The following is a 24,012-nucleotide window of genomic DNA, read 5'->3' on the forward strand; positions in this document are numbered from 1 at the left end:
CCCGTGTCCCTCGCCGACCGTGCCGAAGCCACCGGCACCACAGCGTTCGTCCCCGACCCCCGCCTCACCAACGAGGACCTCGCCCCCGCCGACAAGCGGGCCTGGAAGGTCTTCGACCTCTTCGCCCTGTGGATGTCCGACGTCCACAACCTCGGCAACTACACGTTCGCCGCGGGCCTGCTGGTCCTCGGCATGAACGTCTGGCAGGTGTTCACGTCGCTGCTCGTCGGCTTCGTGATCATCTACATCGGGATGAACTGGATGGGGAGGATCGGGCAGCGCCACGGCGTGCCCTTCCCCGTGATCAGCCGCATCAGCTTCGGCGTCTGGGGTGCCAACATCCCGGCCCTCATCCGGGCCGTGATCGCCATCATGTGGTACGGCATCCAGACCTATCTCGCGTCCGTCGCGGTCAACATCATGCTGCTGGCCGCCTGGCCGGGCCTGGAGTCCTGGACCCACAACTCCTTCCTGGGTCTGCACCAGCTCGGCTGGTGCACCTTCGTCGCCCTGTGGCTCATCCAGGCGCTGATCATCAGCCAGGGCATGGAGTCGGTCCGCAAGTTCCAGGACTTCTGCGGCCCCGCGATCTGGCTCGTCATGATCGCGCTGGCCGTCTGGATCCTCGCCAAGGCCGGCTGGACCATCTCCCTCACCTCGACCCCCAACCCGGTCTCCGTCGGCGAGCAGTGGCGGCAGTGGTTCGGCGCGATAGGGCTGGTCCTCGCCACCTACGGCACGCTGATGCTCAACTTCTGCGACTTCTCCCGCTTCGCGCCGGACTACCGGACGGTCAAGCGGGGCAACTTCTGGGGTCTGCCGATCAACTCGACCGCCTTCGTGGTGGTGTCCGTCATCGTCACGGCGGGCTCGATCGAGGTCTTCGGCGAGGCGATCACCGATCCGGCGCACCTCGTCGCCGAGATCGGCAACACCTGGATCCTCGTCCTGGGCGCGCTGACCTTCGCCATCGCCACCATGGGCGTCAACATCGTCGCCAACTTCGTCTCACCGGCGTACGACCTCGCCAACGTCTGGCCGCAGAAGATCACCTTCAAGGTCGGCGGCATGATCAGCACGGTCGCGGCGCTGGTCGTGACCCCGTGGAACCTCTTCTCCAACCCCACCGTCGTCCAGTACTTCCTCGGCGGCCTGGGCGCTTTCCTCGGCCCGCTGTTCGGCGTGATCATGCTCGACTACTTCTGGGTCAAGCGCGGCCGTATCGACGTCGACGAACTCTTCAACGCCGCGCCCGGCTCCCGCTACTACTACCGCAAGGGCGTCAACCCCAAGGCGCTGTGGGCGTTCCTGCCCGCCGCGGCGGTCTCGGCGGTTCTCGCCCTGGTGACGACCTTCAGCGAGGTCGCCCCGTACTCCTGGTTCATCGGTACGGCGCTGGCCGCCGGGCTGTACGCCGTGCTGTGCCGGGACGAGCGGGCCGCCGGGCCGGCTCCCGCCGAGCCCGCAGCCGTGGAGGGCTGAGCGTGCGCATCGTCGTCACCAACTGCAACACGACGCAGGGGATGACCGAGGAGATCGTGCGAGGTGCCCGGGCCGCCGCAGGCCCGGGCACCACTGTGACCGGACTGACCCCCGCCTGGGGGCCCGAGTCCGCGGAGGGCTGGCTGGACAGCTACCTCTCCGCCGCCGCCGTCCTCGACACCCTGCGGACCTACGAGGAGCCGTACGACGCCGTAGTCATGGCCGGTTTCGGGGAGCACGGGCGTGAGGGCGCGCGCGAACTGGTGGACGTTCCCGTCGTCGACATCACCGAGGCCGCCGCCCACCTCGCCTGTCTGCTCGGGCGGCGCTACGGCGTCGTCACCACGCTCGAACGCTCCTGCGGGCAGATCGAGGACAGCCTGGACGCCGCCGGCGTGGGCCGCAACTGCGCGGCGATCGTCGGCACCGGCCTCGGCGTCCTCGACCTCGCCGACACCGGCCGCACCACCCGGGCCTTCCTCGCGGCCGGGCAGCGGGCCCGGGACGCCGGGGCCGAGGTGCTGGTCCTGGGGTGCGCCGGGATGACCGGGCTCCAGCGGACGGTCGGGGAGAAGCTGGGAGTGCCGGTCGTCGACGGGGTGGGGGCGGCCGTGAAACTCGCCGAGTCACTGGTGGCGCTGGGGCTGACCACCAGTCGGGCGGGGGGTTATGCGAAGCCGCTGCCGAAGAAGAGGAGTTGGGGGGCCGGGGGAGCGGGTTCGTCGGGGGGCCTGGGGACCGGGTGAGTCGAGGGGTGGGGGATGTGGACGCGGTCAGGGGCGGCTCCTTGTTGTCGTGGGCGGCTGCGGGCATATGGGCATGTGGGTCTGCGGGTGGCTGGGTGCGCAGTGCCCCGCGCCCCTTGCGGGGCCGGGGTCGGCTCACGTCCGTCCGCGTCCGTGGTGGGGCCGGAGGCGTGCCGCGTCCGTCCGTGCCCCTTACCGGACCGGCGACTCCGGGACCACCGCTGTCGCCGTGATCTCCACCAGCTGGCCCGTGTAGCCGAGGCAGGCCACGCCGAGGAGGGTCGACGAGTGGGGGCCGGTGCTGAGGCCGGACGCCTCGACGACGTCCCAGACCGCGGAGAGGACCGCCGGTTCGTCGCTCACGACGTACACGTCGGTGCAGGCGACATGCTCGAAGTCGCTGCCCACCGCCCGCAACTGCTCCCCGAGGTTGGCCAGCACCTGCTCGGCCTGCCGTACCGGATCCCCCTCCCCGACCAGATTCCCGTCGGCGTCCAACGGAACGGAGCCGGCGAGGAAGGCGAGCTTCGTCCCGGCCTCGACGACGGAAGCGTGAGAGTAGACGGGCGGTGCGAAGAGGCTGGGGACGGTGGCGCGCTGGATCATGACTGCTCCCGGTGGAGGACAACCTGTCGATCAGGTGATCATGCGAATTCTCCGCCGCGACCGCATCCGAATTCCGGGCCGAGCCGTGCCTGCGCCGCTGCTGCCGACCGCCGCCGCACCACGCCGTCGGCGGTGCTGCGGTGCTGCGGCTGCGGTGCCAGGGCCGCACCCGCACCTACCCCGCCGTCGGTGGCCCTGGCCTCGCGCCGCCGTACGGACTGTCCACTCGCCGTCCCTTCTCCGCCGCGGTCGGGTCAGCCGTCCGAGGTCACGACGGTGGGCTGGCCGGCGAGGATGCCGCCGTCCAGGACGAACTCGGCGCCCGTCGAGAACGTGGCGTCGGCGATGACGAAGAGCACCATGCGCGCTACCTCCTCGGGCTCACCGAACCGGGGAATGGGCTGTCCAGAGGTGTAGGAGTCGCCGAAGCCGGCCGTCATCGGGGTGCGGATGGCGCCGGGGTGGACGGAGCAGACACGGACCCCGTCGGGGGCCAGCTCCAGCGCGGCGGTCTTCGTCAGCCCGCGCAGCCCCCACTTGCTCGCCGCGTACGACCCGATGCCCGCGTAGGAGGTCAGCCCAGCGAGGGAGGAGATGTTCACGATCACCCCGCCGCCGGCCCGGCGCAGCGAGGGCGCCACCGCGCGCATGCCCAGCCATGGGCCCTGGAGGTTGACGTCGAGGACTCTGCGGAACGATGCGAGGGACTGCTCCTCCATCGAGCCCCACTCGGCGATCCCCGCGTTGTTCACCAGCACCGAGACCGGGCCCAGGTCGCGTTCCACCTCGGCCACCGCCCGCTGCCAGTCGTCCTCGCTGCTGACGTCCAGATCCAGGTAGCGCGCCCGGCCGCCGAGTTCCGCCGCGAGGCTCGTTCCCTCGGCGTCGCGTACGTCGGCGACCACCACGGTGGCCCCCTCGGCCGAGAGGAGCCGTGCCACCGCGGACCCGATCCCTCCGACCCCACCGGTGACGATCGCCACCCGCTCGCTCAGACGTCCCATCACGACCTCCCGTTGCTGAGTACGGCGTCATCGCCGCCCTATCAGGATCGGCCGCGGCACAGCAGGCCGCAGTTCGGAACGGGGCGCCGCCTCGGCGAACGCCCCCGGTCCGCCCCGTCCTGCTGTGCCGGGAGTGCGTGCCGGATCTGCCGGGAGTGCGTGCCGGATCGGATCTCCTTTCCCGCGCTGAGCCGGGTCAGCCGCGGCTTGTCGGAGCGCACGGGACCGCGGGGTGCGAGGCGCGAACTCCCACCACCGGCTGACGCCCGGGCGCATGGACGACTCCGTCCCGCCGACCACCCGGTCCGTGGGGCCGTCCGACGGTACGGTTGAGGATCTGTACGACGATGACGAGCAAGGAGGGCCGGTGGGCGCGGAGTTGAGCGCGTCGGTGGGCGGGGTGTGGCCACGGCGCCGGTCCAGGAGGGGCGATGAGTAAGAGCGGCGAGGCGGAGCTTCCCGGTTCGGCTTCCTCCACCCCCAGTCCGCTCGACCCGGCACTCACCGGCTGGATGCCCTCAGCCGGGGACAGGGACGGGGGCGGGGACAAGGACGGCCGGGAGTTCACCGACCGCGCGTTCCTCGATCACCTGGCGGACCGTCTCGACGTGCTCCCGACCGTCCGTGCCGTCGCTCTCGGTGGCTCCCGGGCGCAGGGCACGCACGGCCCGGACAGCGACTGGGACCTGGCGGTCTACTACCGGGGTTCGTTCGACCCGGCCGACCTCCGAGCCGTCGGCTGGGAGGGTGAGGTCTCCGAGATCGGCGGCTGGGGCGGGGGCGTCTTCAACGGCGGTGCCTGGCTGACCGTCGACGGTCGCCGGGTCGACGTCCACTACCGCGATCTGGACGTCGTCGAAAGGGAGTTGGCGAACGCCGAGGAGGGGCGCTTCCATGTGGAGCCCCTCCTCTTCCACCTCGCCGGTATCCCCAGCTACCTCCTCGTCGCCGAACTGGCCGTCAACCGCGTCCTGCGCGGCGACCTGCCCCGCCCGGCCGCGTACCCGGAGAACCTCAGCAGGTCCGCCGCCGAACGCTGGCACGGTACCGCCCACGCGACCCTTGCCTACGCCAAGGCCAACCACGCACCGAAGGGCCGCCTCACCGAGGTCGCCGGTGCCATCGCCACGGCCGCGGCCCAGGCCGCGCACGGCGTGCTGGCGGCGCGCGGGGAGTGGGTGACGAACGAGAAGCGACTGCTGGAACGGGCGGGGCTGCGGGCGGTCGACGGCATCGTCGAAGGCCTGCGCGCGGAGCCGATGGTGCTCACACGGGCGGCTTTCGAGGCCGAGGCGCTCTTCCGGTCCGCCGGGTAGAGCAGGCGACGAGAAATTCCGTACGGCGAACCGAAGTCCCCATTCCCCGCGAATAATCCTTCGAGGAGATCACCCTTCCGCTGTTACCGTCTCTCACGTGGCGAAACTCAATCAGATCATCGCAGTGGAGAAGGGCGTCAAGGCCAAGTCCCATCAGGACCTGACGGCCGCTCATCAGGGGCTGCAGAAGCCGGCGTTGCTGTCCGGTATCGCGCGTACCTATCAGCCGAAGGACGAGGAGGGTGAGCAGTTGCCGCCCGAGTCGACCAGGGTGCAGGTGCGGGCGGAGGACGTGCTGCGGGAGACCGCGGGGGTTCTCACCCGGCTGTTCGATGTGACCGCCACGAAGGACTGGGCCAACTGCACGGCGCGGGCGGACGTGAAGGTCGAGGGGCGGGTGCTCGTCGCCGACGTGCCCGTGGCCTATCTGCTCTTCCTGGAGAAGCAGCTCGGGGAGATCAACACGCTGGTGCGGAAGCTGCCCGTGCTCGACGCCTCCGAGGCGTGGGCGCAGGACCCGTCCACCGACGACTGGAAGACCGAGGCCGTGCGGACGGTGCGTACCAAGAAGGTGCCGCGCAACCATGTGAAGGCCGAGGCGACCGACAAGCACCCCGCCCAGGTGGATGTGTACTACGAGGACATTCCGGTGGGTTACTGGACCACCGTGAAGTTCTCCGGAGCCCTGCCCGCCCGGCGCGTGAACGAAATTCTCGACCGCGTCGAGAAGTTGCAGCAGGCCGTGAAGTACGCACGGGAGGAAGCGAACAGCGCGGACGTCGTCGACCAGCGGGTCGGTGATGCCGTGTTCGGCTACCTGTTCGGATAGTTCGGGTAGTCTCACAGACTCCCCGGTCGGCCTTCGAGCCGGGCGGGGTGCGCGAGGAGCGCAAGCTGAAGCTGAGGCTTGTCGTGACGGACCGGTCCGTACCCGCCGAAGAACTCGGGGACGGGCCGCGATCAATCTCAGACTATTGCTCCAGACTCAGTATTCGCCGCCGATCGTCGCAACGACCGGGCCCAGGCCCCGGGACGTCGAAGTGCTGGTTCAAGTCCAGCCCGCGCAGCTCGATGCGCGGTGGTCCAAAGGCAGGACGCGGCGACATGACGACTGACCTGGGTTCTCTACCGTGGCGGCGTGCCCAATGGGCGGCATATCAGGGCCCGGGGGCCGGCTACGCCCTCGGGCCCACCTTTTTCCCGGCATGACTCGCGCCACCCTTAAGGGATGACTCACGTCCCTTCACGGGCATGACTCGCGCGCCCTTCCGAAATGACTCGCGGTCGCCTTTGCACCCTGGCTCGCGTGCCTTTCCGTCCTGCCGTACGCGTGCGCTCCCTGGTTGCGTTCATAAAGAACATGGCTTCTACAGGGATCGTCACATCGCGGTAATACGAGCGTTCCAGAATCTCCGGGTCCGGGCCCTACGGTGGAGAGCAGCCAGCATCCGATGCCATCGGTCGGCGCATCAACCGTCGCCGCTGACACCGCCACCGCCAACGCCCCGGCCGCCGTCGCCCGAAGGCACACCCCGCCCTCACCCGACGACAGGAGCCCCGTGTCCCGCCCCGCTGCCCCAGCCCTGCCGCCCTGGCTCGCCCATGCTCTGCGTGCGCAGAGGGGACCGGTGCCCTGGAACGCGGTGGTGCGAGGGGCGTTGGCCGGTGGGCCACTGCTGCTCGTGGCCGTGCTGCTGGGGCGGCCCTCCGTCGGAGTCCTCGCGGCGCTCGGCGCCATGCTCGCCGGGATCAACGACCGCCCCGGGAGCCGACGCGTCGCCGTGCAGCGGCTCGGGGTGCCCGCGCTCGCCGGGGCCGTGGGGATGCTCGCCGGAACGTACGCCGGGCAGTACGCCGGCGCCGTCGTCCTCACCCTGCTGCTCACCGCGCTCGGGCTGCTCGCCGGCGGTATGAGCGCGGTCGGACTCGTGGCGTCCGGAGCGGGCACGCAACTGCTGGTCGCGGCCGCCATCGGGGCCGGAATGCCCTTGCCGGAACCGGGATGGGAGCGGGCGCTCGCCTACCTCGTCGGCGCCGGATGGCTGCTCGCACTGCGCCTGGCCCTACCCACGCCCGCGGTCCTCACCGCCGGTGACTACCGCTTCGACGGGGAACGGGACGCCGTCGCCGCCGTCTACGACGCGATCGCCGGGCTACTGGACGCCGTCGGCACCCCGGACGCGATCGCCAGGCGAGCCGCGCTGACCGCCACCCTCGACCATGCCCAGGACGCGCTCGCCGGACCCCGGCTGCGGCGGTACGCCAGTTCGTCGGCCGAGCGACGGCTGCACGCCCAGTACACCGCCGCGCTGCCCCTGGCCGAGGCGGCGACCGCGCTGGCCTGGGCCGGGGACGCCGTCGTCGGCCGGGCCTCCGAAGGGCCCCGGCGGCTCGCCGCGGCCGTGCGCGGCAACACCGCCACCGGTCCGTTGCCCGCGCCCTCCCGCTCGGCGCCGGCGCTGCGCGCCCTCGACGACGCGCTCCTGCGCGCCGCCGAGACCTTCGACCGGGGCGGCGACGCACACGAACTGCACACCCGCCGCCGTAGCCTCGGGTCGCTCGTCCGGCTCGGCCTCGGGTCCGGGGGACGTGAGTACGGGCTGCGGGTCGCCCTGTCCTTCGGCGCCGCCGCGGCCGTGGCACAAGCGCTGCACCACGAGCACTGGTACTGGCTGCCCGCGACCGCCGTCTTCCTGGTCAAGCCCGACCTGGGGCCGCTGGTGTCCCGGGTGCTGTGCCGGGCCGCGGGAACCGTGCTCGGCGCGGTGCTCTTCGCCGGGTTCGCCGCCGTACTGCCCCGGCCGGAAGGTCTCATCGCGCTCGTCGCGGTCAGCGGGGCGCTGATACCCGTCGCCACGCGGCACTTCGCCGCGCAGACCGCCGTCGTCACCGTCCTCGTCCTCGCCCTCGTCATGGTCGGCGGCGACCCTCAGGCCTCCTGGAGCCGCATCGCCGAAACGCTTCTGGCCTGCGCCATCGTCCTGATCGTCGGCCACCTGCCGATACCGAAGGGGCAGCGAGGCGGGGGCGTACGCGCCCGGCTCACCGAAGCGGGCACAGCGGCGCACGCCTACCTCGTGCACGTCCTGAACGAGCCGTGCGCGCCGGGCGCCGGCTCCGGAGCGAACGGGACGGGCCTGTCGCGCGGCGCGTCCACCCCCAACGGCGTCACCGTGTCCGTCGGGGCCGCCCTGCCGGGTGAGGCCGACGAGCGGGCCGCCCGCTGGACCCTGCGCCGCGAGGCCTACCGCACGCTCGCCCGGGCCCGCGCCGCGATCGCCCTCTCCGAAGCCGAACTGCCCGCCCTGGCCCGGCACACCGAAGGCACCGACGAGGTCGCCGCCATCCTTGAACGACTGGTCGACACCACCACCGCCTGCGCCGTGCACCTCGACGACACCGGACGCCTGAGCCGCCACCACACCGAGCGGCTCACCGCACTCCTCGACGAACTCGCACGCCACCAGAGGCACGCCGGCATCAGCCTCCCCGACGCCCCGGACCTGGCCGACGTACCGCCGAGGCAGGGCCTGAGCGCTTGAGCACGCGCTCGTGAGCACGCGCTCGTGAGCACGCGCTCGTGAGCAGGCGCTCGTGAGTACGCGTTCGTGAGCAGGCGCTCGTGAGCCCCCACTTGTGCGCCTGCGCAGCTCCCCTTGTGCGCCCGCGCAGGCCCGGTGGTGCGCGGGCGGACACGGCCGAATCCCACGCCTCCACCCACGGGTGCCCGGTTCGCATCCCTCCCGAGCACGCCCCGGTCGTACCGTGGCCACATGACGCCGTCTCCGTCTCCGTCCCCGCCGCCCCGCCCCACGACCTCGTCCCCGGCTCCCGCCGATCTCGTCATCACCGGCTGCACCGCTCTCGTCCACGACGAGCACGAGGGGATCACCTTCGTCGAGGACGCCGCGATCGTCGTACGGGAAGGGGTGATCGCGAGCATCGGGCCGGCGGAGGAGACGGCTCCGGTCACGACGGCGGAACGGATCGACGCGCGCGGCCAGGTCGCGATGCCGGGGCTGATCAACTGCCATACGCACGCGCCGATGGTGGCGCTGCGCGGCATCGCGGAGGACATGCCGGCGGAGGAGTGGTTCAACGACGTCATCTGGCCCGTCGAGTCCAACCTGACGGCGCGGGACGTCGAGTTGGGGGCCCGGCTGGCCTGCGCGGAGATGATCCGGGGCGGGGTGACGTGCTTCGCCGACCACTACTTCTCGATGGACACGGTCGCCGCCGTGGTCGAGGAGACGGGGATGCGGGCGCACCTGGGCGAGGCCTTCTTCTCCTCGCAGGGGCCCGAAGGCCGTGAGAAGTCCCTGGAGTTCGCGCTGCGGCACCGGGGCGCGGCCGGCGGTCGTATCACCACCGTGCTCGCCCCGCACGCCCCCTACACGGTCGAGGGCGCCGACCTCGCTGTGACCGCCGAACTCGCCCGCGAGCACAACCTCCCGGTGCATCTGCACGCCTCGGAGAGCCGCGATCAGACCGACAACAGCCTCGCCCGGCACGGCGTCACGCCCATCGAGATTTTGGAGCGCACCGGCCTGCTCGGCGTCGACGCGGGTGTGCTCATCGCGCACGGCACCGGGATCGTCGAGCGTGACCTGCCGGTTCTGGAGCGGGCGACCGGGCCGGTGGCCGTCGCCACCGCGCCCCGCGGCTATCTGAAGTTCGCCTGGCCCACGACCCCGGTGCGTGCCCTGCGCCGTATCGGCATCCCCGTCGGGCTCGCCACGGACGGGGCGGCCTCCAACAACTCCCTCGATGTGTGGGAGGCCATGGCCCTCACCGCGCTCGTGCAGAAGTCCACCGAGGGCGACCCGCGCTGGCTGACCTCACGCCAGGCCCTGCACCACGCGACCCTGCAGAGCGCCCGGGCCGTCGGGCTGGGGGAGCGGATCGGCAGCCTCGCCCCCGGCCGGCGCGCCGACATCGTCCTCGTCGACCTCAGCGGCCCGCACACCCAGCCGGTGCACGACCTCGCCGCCACCCTGGTACACAGCGCCCGCTCCGCCGACGTTCGCACCACGATCGTCGACGGCCGTGTCCTGATGCGCGACCGCGAGCTGCTCACCGTCGACGTGCCCGGGACCGCTCGGGAACTCACGGACCGCCTGGCCGCGCTCACCGACCGCAGCCACGGCAACCGCATCCAGGACTACGACAAGCCGCCCCGCTGAGCGAAGAAACCGCAGCTCAAGGAGAAGACCCTCACGCGCGCGGGACGTCCTGAACGCCGAGCGACGAAGCTGCTGGACCTCTGCCAGGAACGCCGTCAACTGACCGTGCAGCGCTTCATGTTCGCCGTCCGAGTCGCGGGCGCCGCACACGCGACGTCCCCTTCGAGGCACGCATGGGATGCACGGCGCCCTGGTACTCGTCGTACGGCAACGCTTTCCACCTTGACCTTGACCGTGGCCATGGCGTCGTCGAGCGAAGGCTCGGCTCCACGGACGAGTACGAGGAGTGACAAATAGTGCAAGAGTCGGTACACAGAGTCACCGAAATGTGTGATTTCTGAGAGGTACCTCACGATCCGCCGTTGACCTCGTGTCAACTACGTCTCAGTACCGTCACTTCGCGAGCCGTTCACCCCATGGTTGGCGTTTAAATCTACAAGCTGCCCAGCTGCGGATCACGGGCTACGGGTACAGCGCGACATGGAGGTGCAGGGTGAACGGGCGAACGGTGCTGGGGCGCTTTCCCGCCGGTGGGCCGCGCGGCTCGTGGCCGGCGGAGGAATTGGCGCACGCGGCCCGCCTCGAGGGGCAGCAGGCCGAGGTCGTGATGGACATCGCGACGGACATGTTCCTGGTCATCGTGCGCGGCGCCGACACCGCCGTGACCGCGTCGGCCTGACCTCACCCCGCCTTCGGGGCGGGCACCTTCGCCGCGGAAGCCTGCCCCGTCGGCACCTTCGCCGCGAACTGCTCCGCCTGGAGCGAATACAGCTCCGCGTACACCCCGCCCGTGGCCAGCAGTTCGTCCGGAGTGCCGGACTCCACGAGGCGGCCCTGGTCGAGGACGTGCACGAGGTCGGCGTGGCGCACCGACGCCAGCCGGTGCGTGATCAGGACGACCGTCTGACCGGTGCCCGCCAGGGCGCGGATCTTCTCGAAGACCTCCAACTCGGCGCGGGCGTCCAGGGCCGCTGTCGGCTCGTCCACGATCAGGATGCGCCCCCGCCGGTACGCTGCTCGCGCGATCCCCAGGCGCTGCCACTGCCCGCCCGACAGCTCGTGCCCGCCGCTGAACCCCTTGCCCAGAAGCGTGTCGAGGCCGCGTGGCAGATCCTCCACCACGGCCTGCGCCCCGGCCTCCGCGACGGACGCGGTGAGCCGCTCCTCGGTCATTGGCGCCGAGGGACGCCCGATCGCCATGTTGACGCGAGCCGTGAAGGGCCACCGCTTGAAGTCCTGCGCGACCATCGCGATGCGCTCGGCCAGCTGTCGCCGGTCGGCGCCCGCCGCGTCCACGCCGTCCCACATGATCTTGCCCTCGTCGGGCGTGTACAGCCCGGCGAGCAGCTTGACCAGGGTCGTCTTGCCCGAGCCGTTCTCGCCGACGAGCGCCACGATCTTGCCCAGCGGCACGGTCAGGGTGACATCGCTGAGCGCGGGCCGGGTGGCCTTGCCCGGGTAGGTGAAGGTCAGGTTCTCCACCCGGATCTCCCGCGGGTCCTCGGGCAGCGGATCACCGCCCTCCGGGATGGCACGCTTGGCGGCCTCCACGTACAGGCGCTGCATGTCGCCCACGAACAGGGCCTCCTCGTGGAGGGAGTTCACCTCCAGGACCAGCGTGTCGAGGCTGGCGGAGCCGGTGCGGACCGCGATGACCGCCGTACCCGCCACGGACAGCGCCATCGCGCCGGTGAGCAGCAGACCGCCCAGCGTCGCGTACGTCGCCACGGTCGCCAGCCCGGTCCACACGGCCGCGTACAGGCCTGTACGGGCCGCCAGCCGGGCAAGGCGCGCCTGCTCGGCCTCCGCCGTCTCCGACATGGAGCGGAAGTGGCGCAGCAGGAACGGGCCGACGCCGTGCACCCGGATCTCCGGAGCCGCCTCCGGCTCGATCAGCAGGGAGCCGATCAGATATCCCGCGCGCGCGTGCTGCACCCAGGCGTGGAAGGACGTGTAGCGGCGGCGGGCGATCGTCAGGGCGCTCCAGGCGCTCGGCAGGGTCATGGTGACGAGGAGCGGGAGGAGGGCCGGGTGCAGCACGGTCAGCACACCGGCCGCCGCGGTCAGAGAGATCAACGCGTTCACCACGCGCGCCGAGTAGCTGATCATCCGGCGCGCCGACTGGGCGCCGTACTTCGCGGTGTCCAGCAGCTTGTGGAAGCCGTCGTCCTCGATCGCGGACAGCTCGACAGCCGCCGCCCGCTCCAGATACAGCTCGGTCGCGACGCGCTCCACCTTCGGCTCCAGCCGGCCCGTGGCGTACGTCGACGCGGCTCGCAGCAGGCTGGACACCAGCATCACGGCCGCGATGGTGAGGAGTGCGGGGGCGGCTCCCCGTAACCGCTCCTCGACCGTGCCGTCCGCGATCAGCCGGGCCAGGATCGTGTTCACCGCGAAGAGGCTCACGGCCTGGGCGAGACCGCGGCCCGTCTCGGCGGCCAGTACGGTCCGGGCGGCCCGCCGGTCCGCCTGCCAGGCCAGCCGGAAACTCGACGCGAGCAGCGACGGCAGCCGCCGCACCATCGCTCGGAAATTCAGCTCCAGAAACGCGTTGGCATGCTGCGACCAGCCCATGTCGTACCGCAGCGGCCCCCCGAACAGCAGCAGCTCCGACTCCGACGTCTCCGGCTTGCCCCCATCACGCGCCTTCCCCACCCATGGCCTCCCCCGAGTCGTCGCCGACAGGCCACTATCCCGGCGCACCCCGCCCCCGACCAGAGCGCACGACGACGAGACCCCCACTCACCCGGAGCACGCGGGGCGCGAAGAGGCAGAAGGGAGTACGCCGGGATGTGAAGGAAGGGCCGAAGACCCTTTCCTTCAGAACCCCTTTTCCTTCGGATGGCGCCTTGCTTCAGAAGGCGCCATCCTTCACAGGAGCGCGGGGAACCGCGCGTCAGCCCCCGTGGACCCGCGGCTGCGTATCCACCGACCGCGAATCCACCGACGCGTAACGCGGCCAACCGGCAGAGCCCTACGCGGTCATCGTCCGAGACCACGAGGGCGTGGTCCCAGTGACCCGGCACAACGCCAGGTACAGCGGTATCGGCGGCGTGTAGGGAATGGCGCCCTCCGGCCGCAGGATCAGCCCGGGAACGGCCGAACCGTCGGAGACCAGCGCTCCGGTGGTGTAGCGCACCGGAGCCGGCCACTCCAGGGCGTAGTCGGAGTCGGCCGGCACGATCCACCACCAGTGCGCCTTGTCGGCGTAGACACAGCCCACGCGGGGCAGCCGGGGCAGGACCATCGGCCCGAAGCGGGCCGGGACGGCAACCGCGTCGCAGCCCATGGGCGCGGTCATGCCATCGGGCAGGGGAATGGGGCGGGGCGTCGCCGCGGGACGCTGGGCGCGGCGCATACGGGTCAGGGTGTCGAGGCTCACCACACGGGCCACTCTGCCCCCACCGGGGGGCCGAGCGGGACCGATCGACGCGCTCACACCCATTCGGCCCCCGTCCGCCGTCCGACTTCCGGCCGGACTTCGACTTCCGTACGACACTCCGCACCCGCACGGCCCCCGGCCACCGCACGGCCGTCAATACTTCTGCGCACCTCGGTACCTCTACGGACTTCGGTACCTCTACGGACTTCGGTACCTATGCGGACTTCGGTACCTATGCGGACCTCGGTACCCGCACGACCCTCGGCACCCGCGAAGCGGAACGCCTCTGCGTCGCCTTCGCGGTTCTCAGCCGGCGGCTTCTTCGCGCCCCAGCCCAGATCGGACCGGGCCGCCGTGTCCGCGCTCGTCGCCATACCGGTGACCATGACCGTGCTCGCGCCCGAATCGGGGGAGACCGCGCCGGCGAGGAGCCCACGCGGCACGTCCGCCCACACCAGGAGCCCCAAGCCCACCGGCTGCGCTCCCCAGGAGCGGCAGAGGGACTCTATGAGGAGCAGTCCTCTCCCGTGTTCCTCCTCGGGCCGCTGCGGCGAGGGATGCGGCTCACCCGGAGCGCAGCCCTCGTCCCGTACCGCTATGCGCACCAGCTCGTCGCCATCGTGCAGCTCGCAGACGATCTGGGTGCTCGCGGTGTGCACGATCGCGTTGGTCACCAGCTCGGACACGACCAGCGCGGCCGTGTCGCAGGTGTCCTCGCAGAGGGCCCAGCCGGTGAGCTGGGTACGGGTCACACGCCGGGCCTGGGCCACGGCGCCCGGGTGCGCGGCCAGCTCGAATCGAAACCGGCGCTCGGCGATTGTCTCGGGGCGCGCCCCGGCGGCCGGACCGGGACCGACACGGTCTCCGGCGGCGTCTGTTCCTAACGGCGCAGGGGGCGGAATCACGCTTGCCACTATCGCCCCGCCGTGAACACTTGGCAAGTGTCACTCTGGAAATTGCAGAGTGCCGTATGACTCTCTGAACGGTCATGGCACACTGCACGCAACAGCACGTGTAGCGGCGCCAGTTGGAAATCCCTCGCACAACGTTCTTAAGCACGCACAGTGTTCGTTTGTGTACACGGACATGCGCGGCGCGCGAGGCCTCCGAACGGCGCCGCCGGGCTGTCGGGACCGGCCGGCCCGGAATTCGACGCAGGTCAGCGCCGAGTCAGAGGAGAGAGGGGCGAGATGAGCGAGCCGCGGTCCGCGCCGACGGTCGGCCAGGTCGTTCTCGGCCGGCGTCTGCTGGACCTGCGCGAGCGCGCGGGCATCCGGCGCGAGGAGGCCGGGCGCATCCTGCACGTCGCCGCCGCCACGGTCCGCCGTATGGAGACCGCCGAGGTCGCCCTCAAGATTCCCTACCTCCAGCTCCTGCTGAAGGCGTACGGTGTCGGCGACGAGGAGGCCGCGACCTTCGTCCGGCTCGCCGAGGACGCCAACAAACCCGGCTGGTGGCAGCGCTACCACGACATCCTGCCGGGCTGGTTCTCGATGTACGTCAGCCTGGAGGGCGCGGCCGGCCTGATCCGCGGCTACGACCCCCACTTCGTCCCCGGCCTGCTGCAGACCGAGGACTACGCGCGTGGCGTCATGACCTCGGGCGCCATCGGCCAGACCAAGCCCGAGGACATCGAGCGCCATGTCGCCCTGCGCATGCAACGGCAGGAACTGCTCACCCGTGAGGACGCGCCCCGGCTGTGGTTCGTGATGGACGAGACCGCCCTGCGCCGGTTCGTCGGGGGGCCGGCGGTCATGCGTACCCAGATCGACCGACTGCTGGAGGCCATGGAACTGACCCGAGTGACCCTCCAGGTCGCTTCCTTCGACACAGGACCGCACCCCGGCACGTACGGGCCCTTCGTCCTGTTCCGTTTCGCCATGCCCGAACTTCCGGACATGGTCTACAGCGAGTACCTGACCGGCGCCGTCTACCTGGACGACCGCTCCGAGGTGGCGACCCACCTCGAGGTCATGGACCGCATGGCGGCGCAGGCCGCCACTGCACAACGCACGAAGGAGATCCTCCGGGATCTCCGCAAGGAGCTCTGAAGACACCGAATGGAACTCATCAAGTCGCAGTCGCGCACGCGCAAGCAGTCGCACACACGCGTCTACAACGGCATGCCCGCCCGGGAGCTCGGCAGCGAGGGCTGGCACAAGCCCTGGAGCGGAGGCAACGGCGGCAACTGCCTGGAGGCCATGAAGCTCGCCGACGGCCGAATCGCCGTACGGCAGTCCACCGACCCCGACGGACCGGCGCTGATCTACACGCCCGCCGAGATGAACGCCTTCATCCAGGGCGCCAAGGCTGGGGTGGCTGACTTCCTCCTGTCCTGAGGCCTGTTGCGCACTCCCTGTTGTTCAGTCAATGACCCTATGTTGGCCCTGAGTTGATCATCTACTGCCGCACATTCCCATGGAGTTCGTCATGAGCGGGCGTCCCCCCGTCGAGATCGACACGAGCAGACCTCATCCCGCACGAATGTACGACTGGTATCTCGGCGGCAAGGACAACTACCCCGTCGACGAGGCCATGGGCAGGCAGATGCTGGCCCTCGACCCCCGGGTGCCGGTCATGGCACAGGTCAACCGTGCCTTCATGCACCGCTCCACGCGCTGGCTCGCGGAGAACGGCGTACGGCAGTTCCTCGACATCGGCACCGGCATTCCGACCGAGCCGAACCTGCATCAGATCGCCCAGCGCGTCGCCCCCGGGACGAGCGTCGTGTACTGCGACAACGATCCCATCGTGCTGGCCCACGCGGCGGCCCTGCTGCGCGGTACGCCCGAGGGGCGCACCGAGTATCTGCAGGCCGACGTGCGCGACCCGCACGCCGTCATCGAGGGCGCCAAGAAGGTTCTGGACTTCGGCCGGCCCGTGGCGCTCTCGCTCATCGCGCTGCTGCACTTCGTCTCCGACGAGGACGGAGCGCACGCCCTGGTCCAGCGGCTGATGTCCGAACTGCCCTCCGGCAGCTACCTGGTCGTCACCCACGCCACCGCCGACTTCACCCCGGAGGAGTCGAAGGTGGCGACGGAGAAACTCAAGGCCGCGGGCGTCACCCTGGCCCTGCGCTCCCGCGAGGAGTTCACCCGCTTCCTCGACGGCCTCGAACTGGTCGACCCCGGCGTCGAGGTGCCCCACCACTGGCACCCCGAACTCGGCGATCCCGTCCCCGGCCAGGACGACGGGGTCATCCCGGGATACGGCGCGGTGGCGCGCAAGCCGTAGAGCTTCGTCGGCGGCATGCGTGAGGGCGCGGCACAGACCTTCTGGGGCTGGGCCGCGCCCTCACGCGCGCTGGGCCGCGCCTTCGCGCGCCGTGCGCGCTCAGTGAGCCGCGCGCTCGGCGAGCCGTGGTGCGCGCCGACGCCTACAGGTACGACCAGATGCGGCGCGGTGCGTCGACGAGCCGGCTCATCGCTTCCACCGGCAACGGCGGCTGCGCGGTGTCCCGCTCCTGCTCCAGCGTCAGCCCGTAGTAGATCTGCTCGATCGACGGCGGCCCGACCGACAGGTTGCGCCAGACCGCTCCGGCCGAGTCCTCCTGCCCGGTCCGTACGAGATAGGCCGCGGCCATCGTCCCCGTACGGCCGACGCCGGCGCCGCAGTGCACGAACACCGGCCCGGAGCTCGCGGAGACGGTGTCGAGCAGGCGCTGCACCTGCTCCGGCGTCGGGGTCTGCCCGTCGCGCATCGGCACCCGTACGACATCGAGGCCCGCCTCGCGCGGCAGAGCGAGCTGGGCGGCGCTCAGGTTCTCGGCGCGCAGGTCGACGACCGTGGTGAAGCCGAGGTCGGCGAGCGCCCGGTAGCCGGTGGGGGAGGGCACGGCCCCGCGCCACAGCTCGCCGTCGGTGCCGACGGCCTGGAAGTTGTGAATGCCCCGCACCGGGAGCCCCCTCCCGGCGACCAGGTCCGTAGGCTCCTGCCCGCTGCCCGCTGCCCGCTGCCCGCTGCCCGCTGCCCGCTGCCCGCCGCTCACCTGGGCGGCAGTACCCCGCACAGCGCCTCCAGTGCCGCTCCGTACGCGTGCTCCGGGGGCGTCGCGTACCCCACGACGAGCCCGTCCGGCGCCTCCCCGGTGGCCTCCGGATGCCGGAACTCCGCAAGGCCGTCGAGCGCGACGCCCCGCCAGGCCGCCGCCTTCACGGCGGACCGCTCGGTCCCGGGCGGCAGCCGCAGCACGGCGTGCAGCCCGGCGGAGATGCCGGTGACCTCGATGTGCGGCGCATGCGTGGCGAGGGCCGCGACGAGCCGGTCCCGCCGTGCACGGTACCGCTGCCGCATACGCCGCACATGACGGTCGTACGCCCCGCGGACCACGAAGTCCGCGAGCGCCAACTGCTCCGGCACACTCGCCCACGCCTCCCGCTCGCCCTTGGCCTCCCGCACGGCGTCCACGTACCGCTCCGGCAGCACCATCCACCCCAGCCGCAGCGCCGGAGACAGGCTCTTGCTCACCGAACCGATGTGCACGACCCGCTCGGGATCCAGCCCCTGCACGGCACCCACGGGCTTGCGGTCGTAGCGGAACTCCCCGTCGTAGTCGTCCTCCAGAATCAGCCCGCCACGCGCGCGTGCCCAGTCCACGACAGCGGCACGCCGAACCGGATGCAGCGGCCCACCCGTCGGGAACTGATGCGCGGGCGTGAGCAGCACGGCCCGCTCCCGGCCCAGCCCGTCCACCCGGGCACCGTCCTCGTCGAGCGGCAACGGAACCGTCCGTACGGAGGCCGCCGTCAGCAGCTCACGATGAAAGCCCAGACCGTACGACTCCACGGCCACCGGCCCCCGCAGCACCCGGCCGTGGAACAACAGCCGGAGCGCGTGCGCGAAGCCGGAGCAGATCACGATCCGCGACGGCTCGGTCCGCACGCCACGCGCGCGTGCCAGATACTCGGTGAGCGCCTCTCGCAGCTCGCTGCGGCCGGCCGGATCACCCGGCCCGAACGCCTCGTTGGGTGCCTGGGTCAATGCCCTGCGGTACGACGCCGCCCAGGCGGCCCGCGGGAACGCCGAAGCGTCCGGCGTGCCCTGCCGCAGATCGTGCCACGGTCCACGCGCGCGTGGAGGCGCCTTCCGGGGTACGCGCGCGGGGGCGCCCAGCGGCTCGGCCCGTTCGGCGACCCGCGTACCCGACCCCTGTCGTGCCGTCAGCCAGCCCTCCGCGACCAGCTCCGCGTACGCGTCGGCGACCGTGTTGCGCGCGACGCCCAGGTCCGCGGCGAGCGAACGGTACGGCGGCAACCGGGTCCCGGGAGGGAGCCGACCGCCACGCACCGCGTCCCGCAACGCCCGGATCAACGCCGCCCGCCGCCCGCCCCCGCCGGACAGTTCGAGATGCAGATCGGCCCCGATCCGCTCGGCTGAATTGACCCATGAATCCACCATGGAAATGCACCCTATGGCAGGTCTTTCCGCCCCATAGATTCATCGTCATGACGACGAGCACGACGAGCACGACGTACATGGCGAGCACGACGGACGCCATGCACAGCACGGACGCCATGCACAGCACGGACGCGAGGAACAGCACGGATGTGAGGACCGGCACGGATGTGAGGACCGCCACCATCACGGCGGGCCCCGTAGCCGCGTCTCCTCGCCTCGACTTCGCGAAGTCCGCCCGAAACGCCTTCCGCGCCCTCATCGGCTTCGACGCGGCGGCCCGCGAGGGCATCGACCCGGCCCTGGTCGAACTGATCCAGATCCGTGCCTCCCACATCAACCACTGCGCCTACTGCCTCCACATGCACACCAACGACGCCCGCAAGGCAGGCGAGAACGAGGACCGGCTCCACATGATCCCGGTCTGGCGGGAGGCCCGGCACTTCTTCACCGCCCGCGAACAGGCCGCTCTGGCCCTCACCGAAGCGGTCACCCTCGTCGCCGACGGTGGCGTCCCCGACGACATCTACGCCGAAGCCGCCACCCACTTCGACGACACCGAACTGGCCCACGTCCTCGCCCTGATCTTCACGATCAACACGTGGAACCGCATTGCTCTCTCCACGACCAAGCAAGCCGGCACGGACACCCGCTGAACCGACCGGCCCGACCCCGGCGCCGACCTGCCCGGCCACCGGCGCTCCGGCCGGCCCGACTGCCGGAAGAGCGGGCCGACCCCGCTCACTCCACTCCGCCGCAGGGGAGATCACCCCGACGGCGCGACCCGCGGTTACCGACCCGGCCGCTGCCCGATGTCGGTGGCTTGCCCCGGGGTCGGTGGCCTGCCCGCCCCGCGGTCAGTGGTCACGCCGTCATGGGGCGGTCGTACGGCCCGATCGGTGCCGGCAGTCGCTCCGTCCCGGTCAGCCGGTGGTCGACCGCGGCGGCCACCGCCCGCCCCTCGGCGATGGCCCAGACGACGAGGGACTGCCCACGGGCGGCGTCGCCGGCGGCGTACACACCGGGCACGGTGGTCGCGAAGTCCGGCCCCCGCGTGATCGTCCCGCGCGGATCGAGGGCCAGCCCCAGCTGCTCGACGAGCCCGTCGTGGCGGTCCGGCCCGGAGAACCCGAGCGCGAGCAGGACGAGATCGGCGGGCAGTGTCCGCCCGGTACCGGGCCGGGCCTGCCGACGATCGTCCACCTCGACCAGGTGCAACGCCCGTACGTGCCCCGCCTCGTCCCCGGTGAACCGGAGCGTGGATGCCGCGAAGAGCCGCGCGTCCGCGTGCGCCACCGACGCCGACCGGAGGTCGCGCGCCTCCTCGTGCGCCGCCGATAGCCGGTACACCTTCGGATAGGTCGGCCACGGATCGACGTCCTCGTCGCGCTCAGCCTCCGGCAGCGGATAGATGTCCAACTGCGTCACCGACGCGGCCCCTTCCCGCACCGCAGTCCCCAGACAGTCCGCCCCCGTGTCACCACCCCCGACGATCACCACATGCTTACCGGCCGCCGACAACGGCGACACCGCCAGATCCCCCTCGCACACCCGGTCGGCCAGTGGCAGATACTCCATCGCCTGATGAATCCCGCCCAACTCCCGCCCGGGCACATCCAGTTCCCGCCAGGCCGTCGCCCCCGTGGCTATCACCACCGCGTCGTACCGGGCCCGCAGCTCAGCCGCGCCGATGTCCTTCCCCACCGCGGTCGACGTACGGAATTTCGTGCCCTCCGCCCGCATCTGCTCCAACCGCCGGTCCAGATGCCGCTTCTCCATCTTGAACGCCGGGATCCCGTACCGCAGCAGCCCCCCGATCCGGTCGGCCCGTTCGTACACGGCGACCGTGTGCCCGGCCCGCGTCAGCTGCTGTGCCGCCGCCAGCCCGGTGGGCCCGGAGCCGATGACGGCGACCGTCCTCCCGGAGAGCCGGTCGGGCGGACGCGGCTGCGTGAAACCGTCCTCCCAGGCCCGGTCCGCGATGGCCACCTCCACGTTCTTGATGGTGACCGCGGGCTGATTGATCGCCAGCACACACCCCGCCTCGCACGGCGCGGGACACAAGCGCCCGGTGAACTCGGGGAAGTTGTTCGTGGCGTGCAGCCGGTCGCTCGCCGCCCGCCAGTCCTCCCGCGACACGAGATCGTTCCACTCGGGGATCAGATTCCCCAGCGGACAGGCGTCGTGGCAGAACGGGACACCGCAGTCCATACAGCGGTCGGCCTGCTTGCTGATGATCGGCAGAAGCGCCCCCGGGACATACACCTCGTCCCAGTCCCGCACCCGCTCCTCCACGGGCCGACGGGGCCACTCCTCGCGCGGGGTGGTCAGAAAACCCTTGGGATCGGCCATGGCCGTCTCCCTCACGTATGGCGTACGCGTACGGGCAGGGCCGTACACCGGCGGACTCGGATCGGCATGAGGGCCGGGGCGCGAAGCGCGAGGCTGCGCGCCTGGGGGCGGCACTCTCTCCCCGCAACGATACGGTGCGCCCGCCGCCCCCGCCTCAGGCGAGCGCCAGCAGATACGACAGGGCCGCGGCGGCCGACGCGACCGACCGGACGGTGTTCCATCTCGTCCACTGGCTCACGTACTCCCGCCAGTACCCGGCGGCCTCCGCCGTGCCCGCGTCCAGCTTGGCGAGCGTCTCGTTGCGCGGCACGTTCGCCACCATCGTGACCCCGAAGCAGCCGAACAGATACAGCGCGCTGCCCAGCAGCAGTTCCACCCTGCCCTCGTCCGGCCACAGTACGAACGTCACGACGGCCAGCACGGCGCACAGCACCGCCGTACCCACGAACACGAGCATGAACGCCGGTGTCAGCGCGCTCACATTGATCGCCTGCATCGCGGCCACGCCCTGCGCGGGCGGCAACGACGCCAGCCCCTTCATCACGAACGTCGAGAACCCGCAGAACACGCCTGCCACGATCCCCGTCCCGAGCAGGCCCAGCACCGTCAGCACGAAGTACGGCCCATCGATCATGTCCGCTCCCACATCCATCCCCCGAATCCAAGAACCCTGCATCCCACCTGCCGTCACCACAAGTGAACATTCGCACGGTCACAGTCACCATGGCCGAGATGCGCACCCCCCTACGCGAACGTCCAACACCCGCTCCAGCGATGCTCACCCCCTTCATCCGGTCCTTTTCAGCCCACCGCCCGCCACTCCCGCAGTGTCGTCTCCACCAGCCCCGCGATCCGACGTCGCGCCTCGTGCCGGGGCACGCCGGTCATCAGCAGCCGGTCGTACGGCGTGTCCACGTGCCGTACGGATGCGATGACCGCCGAGGTCACCGCGACCTGGGACAGGGCACGTCCCGCCGCGCTACGGCCGACGCGGCCGCTGCCGCGCAACGAGGCGTGGGCGGCGATCTCCCGGGCGCGCTCGGCCGGGCACGCGGGGAACAGGCGTCGTATCTCCGTGGCGAACGCGGCCGTGAAGCGCACGTCCTCCGCCGCCCGCCGCCGGGCGTCCCGCAGTCGACGGCGGCGTCGCGCCTCCGCGTCCGCCAGACACCGTTCCTCGGCGCGGGAGAGCGCCGCCTCCTCGACCAGGACGCCCTGCCGCTCGTACCGGCTCCGGCGGCGGTTGAACCGTACGACCACGGCCGACAGCGAACTCCCCTCCCGGGCTCGCCGTGTGAGCGCGGTGTCGCCCCGGGGCAGGAACACCAGGTGCCCGAGGTCCGCGCAGTCCAGGCAGCGCGGCGCTCCCTCCTCCAGCACCAGCAGCGCCACCGGGCCGCTCCGGCATTCGGCGCAGTGCCTCTTCCTGAGTGCCTGCACGACGACAAGTCCGGTACGGGACGGGGGAGTAGCGAGCGCTGCCATACGCGATTCATTCCCCCTGGTGGCCGCATGGGCACGTGGTCGTCGGCCCGGCCTCTCCACCGGCTCGGCGCGGTCGGCCGCGCGGCATCATGGGCCGTGTGCGAATCGAAGCGATCACCTGGGAACGGCTCGGCGACCTCCTCGCCGACCGCCTCCTCGACCTGAAGCCGGACGACGGCTCGCCCTGGCCGCGCATCGCCTTCGACGGCGCCCCGGCCGCCCGCCCGGGAGACCTCGCGGTACGGGTGTCGGAGGCACTGCGCATACGCGGTCGACCCTCGCTCATCGTGGGCACCGAGGGGTTTCTCCGGCCCGCCTCGCTCCGGTTCGAGTACGGCCACGAGGACGTGGAGGCGTACTACGACGGCTGGTTCGACACCGCCGCCCTGTGGCGCGAGGTCTTCGGCCCGCTCGACCCCGGCGGCACGGGCCGGGTGCTGCCCGACCTCTGGGACCCCACCACCGACCGCGCGACCCGCAGCCCCTACGTCCAACTCCCGCCCGGCGCGATCCTGCTGACGCACGGCCCCCTCCTCCTGAAGCACTGGTTCCCTTTCGATCTGACCGTCCATGTCCTCCTCTCCCCGGGCGCCCTGCGTCGCCGCACCCCTGAGGGTGAGCACTGGACCCTCCCCGCCTTCGAGCGCTACGCGGCGGAGACCGACCCGGCCGGCACCGCCGATGTCCTGGTACGCGCCGACGACCCACGGCACCCGGCCTGGAACGGTTGACGCACGGGGCAGCCCGGACAACCGCCGACGGCGGCGCCACCCTCCCGCCTGTTCCAGCGGGACCCGCGCGTCGGCCTCTCGGTCTTCGAACTGACCAATCCCTACATTTCCGCCGAGATCAGCGGTATCGCCGGCATATTCCCCGACGTGGACGAACGCCTCCCGTACGAGCCCTCGCACAAGTTCGGCGTCGACCCTCCAGTGGAGAAGGACGACGAGGTCCGCGTGATCATCCGGGTCGTTCCGGAGAGGATCGTCCACTTCGCGGCCTGAGGCCCACCCGGGTCCGGCGGGGGCGCGGTGGTGTCCTTCCGAGTGCGCTTCACCCCGG

General features: G+C 71.3%; 23 protein-coding genes. 13 read left to right on the forward strand and 10 right to left on the reverse strand.

The window, feature by feature from the left end; genetic code table 11:
• The first annotated feature begins 3 nt into the window (after nucleotides 1-3).
• Together OG622_RS37290 and OG622_RS37295 are read left to right on the forward strand one after the other, a co-directional pair.
• A complete protein-coding gene (locus OG622_RS37290; RefSeq protein ID WP_371581033.1) occupies nucleotides 4-1,482 on the forward strand; it encodes an NCS1 family nucleobase:cation symporter-1 in 1,479 nt (492 codons plus the stop codon).
• A gap of 2 nt (nucleotides 1,483-1,484) precedes the next feature.
• Nucleotides 1,485-2,228: an aspartate/glutamate racemase family protein gene (locus OG622_RS37295; RefSeq protein WP_371581034.1), complete on the forward strand. Its 744-nt coding sequence runs from the start codon at nucleotides 1,485-1,487 to the stop codon at nucleotides 2,226-2,228.
• A 192-nt stretch (nucleotides 2,229-2,420) separates the two neighbouring features.
• On the opposite strand, the gene OG622_RS37300 is transcribed toward OG622_RS37295, so the two are convergent.
• Entirely contained in the window at nucleotides 2,421-2,834 is a 414-nt protein-coding gene (locus OG622_RS37300) for a RidA family protein (protein WP_371581035.1), read from the reverse strand.
• 254 nt (nucleotides 2,835-3,088) lie between these two features.
• The gene (locus tag OG622_RS37305; RefSeq protein ID WP_371581036.1) at nucleotides 3,089-3,838 is read right to left on the reverse strand and encodes an SDR family oxidoreductase; all 750 of its coding nucleotides are present in this window, start codon (nucleotides 3,836-3,838) and stop codon (nucleotides 3,089-3,091) included.
• A gap of 512 nt (nucleotides 3,839-4,350) precedes the next feature.
• Here OG622_RS37305 and OG622_RS37310 point away from each other — a divergent pair.
• The 5 genes from OG622_RS37310 (at nucleotide 4,351) to OG622_RS37330 (ending at nucleotide 11,016) form a co-directional block, all read left to right on the forward strand.
• Complete coding sequence (locus OG622_RS37310) at nucleotides 4,351-5,154, forward strand: nucleotidyltransferase domain-containing protein (RefSeq protein ID WP_371584343.1); 804 nt, start codon at nucleotides 4,351-4,353, stop codon at nucleotides 5,152-5,154.
• Between the two features lie 97 nt (nucleotides 5,155-5,251).
• The gene (locus OG622_RS37315; protein ID WP_371581037.1) at nucleotides 5,252-5,983 is read left to right on the forward strand and encodes a hypothetical protein; all 732 of its coding nucleotides are present in this window, start codon (nucleotides 5,252-5,254) and stop codon (nucleotides 5,981-5,983) included.
• Between the two features lie 730 nt (nucleotides 5,984-6,713).
• Nucleotides 6,714-8,696 (forward strand): FUSC family protein, encoded by a 1,983-nt coding sequence (locus tag OG622_RS37320; RefSeq protein ID WP_371581038.1) that lies wholly within the window; start codon nucleotides 6,714-6,716, stop codon nucleotides 8,694-8,696.
• 231 nt (nucleotides 8,697-8,927) lie between these two features.
• Entirely contained in the window at nucleotides 8,928-10,337 is a 1,410-nt protein-coding gene (locus tag OG622_RS37325; RefSeq protein ID WP_371581039.1) for an amidohydrolase, read from the forward strand.
• 493 nt (nucleotides 10,338-10,830) lie between these two features.
• A complete protein-coding gene (locus OG622_RS37330; RefSeq protein ID WP_037693204.1) occupies nucleotides 10,831-11,016 on the forward strand; it encodes a hypothetical protein in 186 nt (61 codons plus the stop codon).
• A 2-nt stretch (nucleotides 11,017-11,018) separates the two neighbouring features.
• Here the strand turns inward: OG622_RS37330 and OG622_RS37335 are convergent, their stop codons facing one another.
• The 3 genes from OG622_RS37335 to OG622_RS37345 all read right to left on the reverse strand — a co-directional run bounded on the left by OG622_RS37335 (nucleotide 11,019) and on the right by OG622_RS37345 (nucleotide 14,471).
• On the reverse strand, nucleotides 11,019-12,992 hold the full coding sequence (locus OG622_RS37335) for an ABC transporter ATP-binding protein (RefSeq protein WP_371581040.1): 1,974 nt from the start codon (nucleotides 12,990-12,992) through the stop codon (nucleotides 11,019-11,021).
• Nucleotides 12,993-13,311: 319 nt separating this feature from the next.
• The gene (locus OG622_RS37340) at nucleotides 13,312-13,782 is read right to left on the reverse strand and encodes a hypothetical protein (protein ID WP_371581041.1); all 471 of its coding nucleotides are present in this window, start codon (nucleotides 13,780-13,782) and stop codon (nucleotides 13,312-13,314) included.
• On the reverse strand, nucleotides 13,773-14,471 hold the full coding sequence (locus OG622_RS37345; protein ID WP_371581042.1) for an ATP-binding protein: 699 nt from the start codon (nucleotides 14,469-14,471) through the stop codon (nucleotides 13,773-13,775). The genes OG622_RS37340 and OG622_RS37345 overlap by 10 nt, the downstream gene beginning before the upstream one ends.
• Before the next feature lie 438 nt (nucleotides 14,472-14,909).
• Between OG622_RS37345 and OG622_RS37350 the strand changes: the two genes are divergently transcribed.
• The 3 genes from OG622_RS37350 (at nucleotide 14,910) to OG622_RS37360 (ending at nucleotide 16,953) form a co-directional block, all read left to right on the forward strand.
• Complete coding sequence (locus tag OG622_RS37350) at nucleotides 14,910-15,770, forward strand: helix-turn-helix domain-containing protein (protein WP_371581043.1); 861 nt, start codon at nucleotides 14,910-14,912, stop codon at nucleotides 15,768-15,770.
• Between the two features lie 9 nt (nucleotides 15,771-15,779).
• Nucleotides 15,780-16,058 carry a DUF397 domain-containing protein gene (locus tag OG622_RS37355; protein WP_371581044.1) on the forward strand — a complete coding sequence of 93 codons (279 nt, stop codon included), beginning with the start codon at nucleotides 15,780-15,782 and terminating at the stop codon, nucleotides 16,056-16,058.
• Between the two features lie 79 nt (nucleotides 16,059-16,137).
• Entirely contained in the window at nucleotides 16,138-16,953 is an 816-nt protein-coding gene (locus OG622_RS37360; protein WP_371581045.1) for an SAM-dependent methyltransferase, read from the forward strand.
• 142 nt (nucleotides 16,954-17,095) lie between these two features.
• On the opposite strand, the gene OG622_RS37365 is transcribed toward OG622_RS37360, so the two are convergent.
• Nucleotides 17,096-17,728, reverse strand: coding sequence for a dual specificity protein phosphatase family protein (locus OG622_RS37365; RefSeq protein WP_371581046.1), 633 nt, complete (start codon nucleotides 17,726-17,728; stop codon nucleotides 17,096-17,098).
• Nucleotides 17,704-19,116: a PLP-dependent aminotransferase family protein gene (locus OG622_RS37370; protein WP_371581047.1), complete on the reverse strand. Its 1,413-nt coding sequence runs from the start codon at nucleotides 19,114-19,116 to the stop codon at nucleotides 17,704-17,706. The genes OG622_RS37365 and OG622_RS37370 overlap by 25 nt, the downstream gene beginning before the upstream one ends.
• Nucleotides 19,117-19,214: 98 nt before the next feature.
• Between OG622_RS37370 and OG622_RS37375 the strand changes: the two genes are divergently transcribed.
• Nucleotides 19,215-19,769: a carboxymuconolactone decarboxylase family protein gene (locus OG622_RS37375; protein ID WP_371584344.1), complete on the forward strand. Its 555-nt coding sequence runs from the start codon at nucleotides 19,215-19,217 to the stop codon at nucleotides 19,767-19,769.
• A gap of 208 nt (nucleotides 19,770-19,977) precedes the next feature.
• Here OG622_RS37375 and OG622_RS37380 read toward each other — a convergent pair whose 3' ends face one another.
• The 3 genes from OG622_RS37380 to OG622_RS37390 all read right to left on the reverse strand — a co-directional run bounded on the left by OG622_RS37380 (nucleotide 19,978) and on the right by OG622_RS37390 (nucleotide 22,950).
• Entirely contained in the window at nucleotides 19,978-21,465 is a 1,488-nt protein-coding gene (locus tag OG622_RS37380) for a glutamate synthase subunit beta (protein ID WP_371581048.1), read from the reverse strand.
• A 154-nt stretch (nucleotides 21,466-21,619) separates the two neighbouring features.
• Nucleotides 21,620-22,099 carry a DUF1772 domain-containing protein gene (locus OG622_RS37385; protein ID WP_371581049.1) on the reverse strand — a complete coding sequence of 160 codons (480 nt, stop codon included), beginning with the start codon at nucleotides 22,097-22,099 and terminating at the stop codon, nucleotides 21,620-21,622.
• Between the two features lie 167 nt (nucleotides 22,100-22,266).
• Nucleotides 22,267-22,950 (reverse strand): DUF2293 domain-containing protein, encoded by a 684-nt coding sequence (locus OG622_RS37390; protein ID WP_371581050.1) that lies wholly within the window; start codon nucleotides 22,948-22,950, stop codon nucleotides 22,267-22,269.
• 89 nt (nucleotides 22,951-23,039) lie between these two features.
• Here OG622_RS37390 and OG622_RS37395 point away from each other — a divergent pair, with 89 nt between their 5' ends.
• A complete protein-coding gene (locus tag OG622_RS37395) occupies nucleotides 23,040-23,681 on the forward strand; it encodes a uridine kinase (RefSeq protein WP_371581051.1) in 642 nt (213 codons plus the stop codon).
• A gap of 147 nt (nucleotides 23,682-23,828) precedes the next feature.
• A complete protein-coding gene (locus OG622_RS37400; protein WP_371581052.1) occupies nucleotides 23,829-23,954 on the forward strand; it encodes a hypothetical protein in 126 nt (41 codons plus the stop codon).
• The last annotated feature ends 58 nt before the right edge of the window (nucleotides 23,955-24,012 follow it).

The sequence above is a fragment of the Streptomyces sp. NBC_01314 genome (assembly GCF_041435215.1).
Classification (GTDB): Bacteria; Actinomycetota; Actinomycetes; order Streptomycetales; family Streptomycetaceae; genus Streptomyces.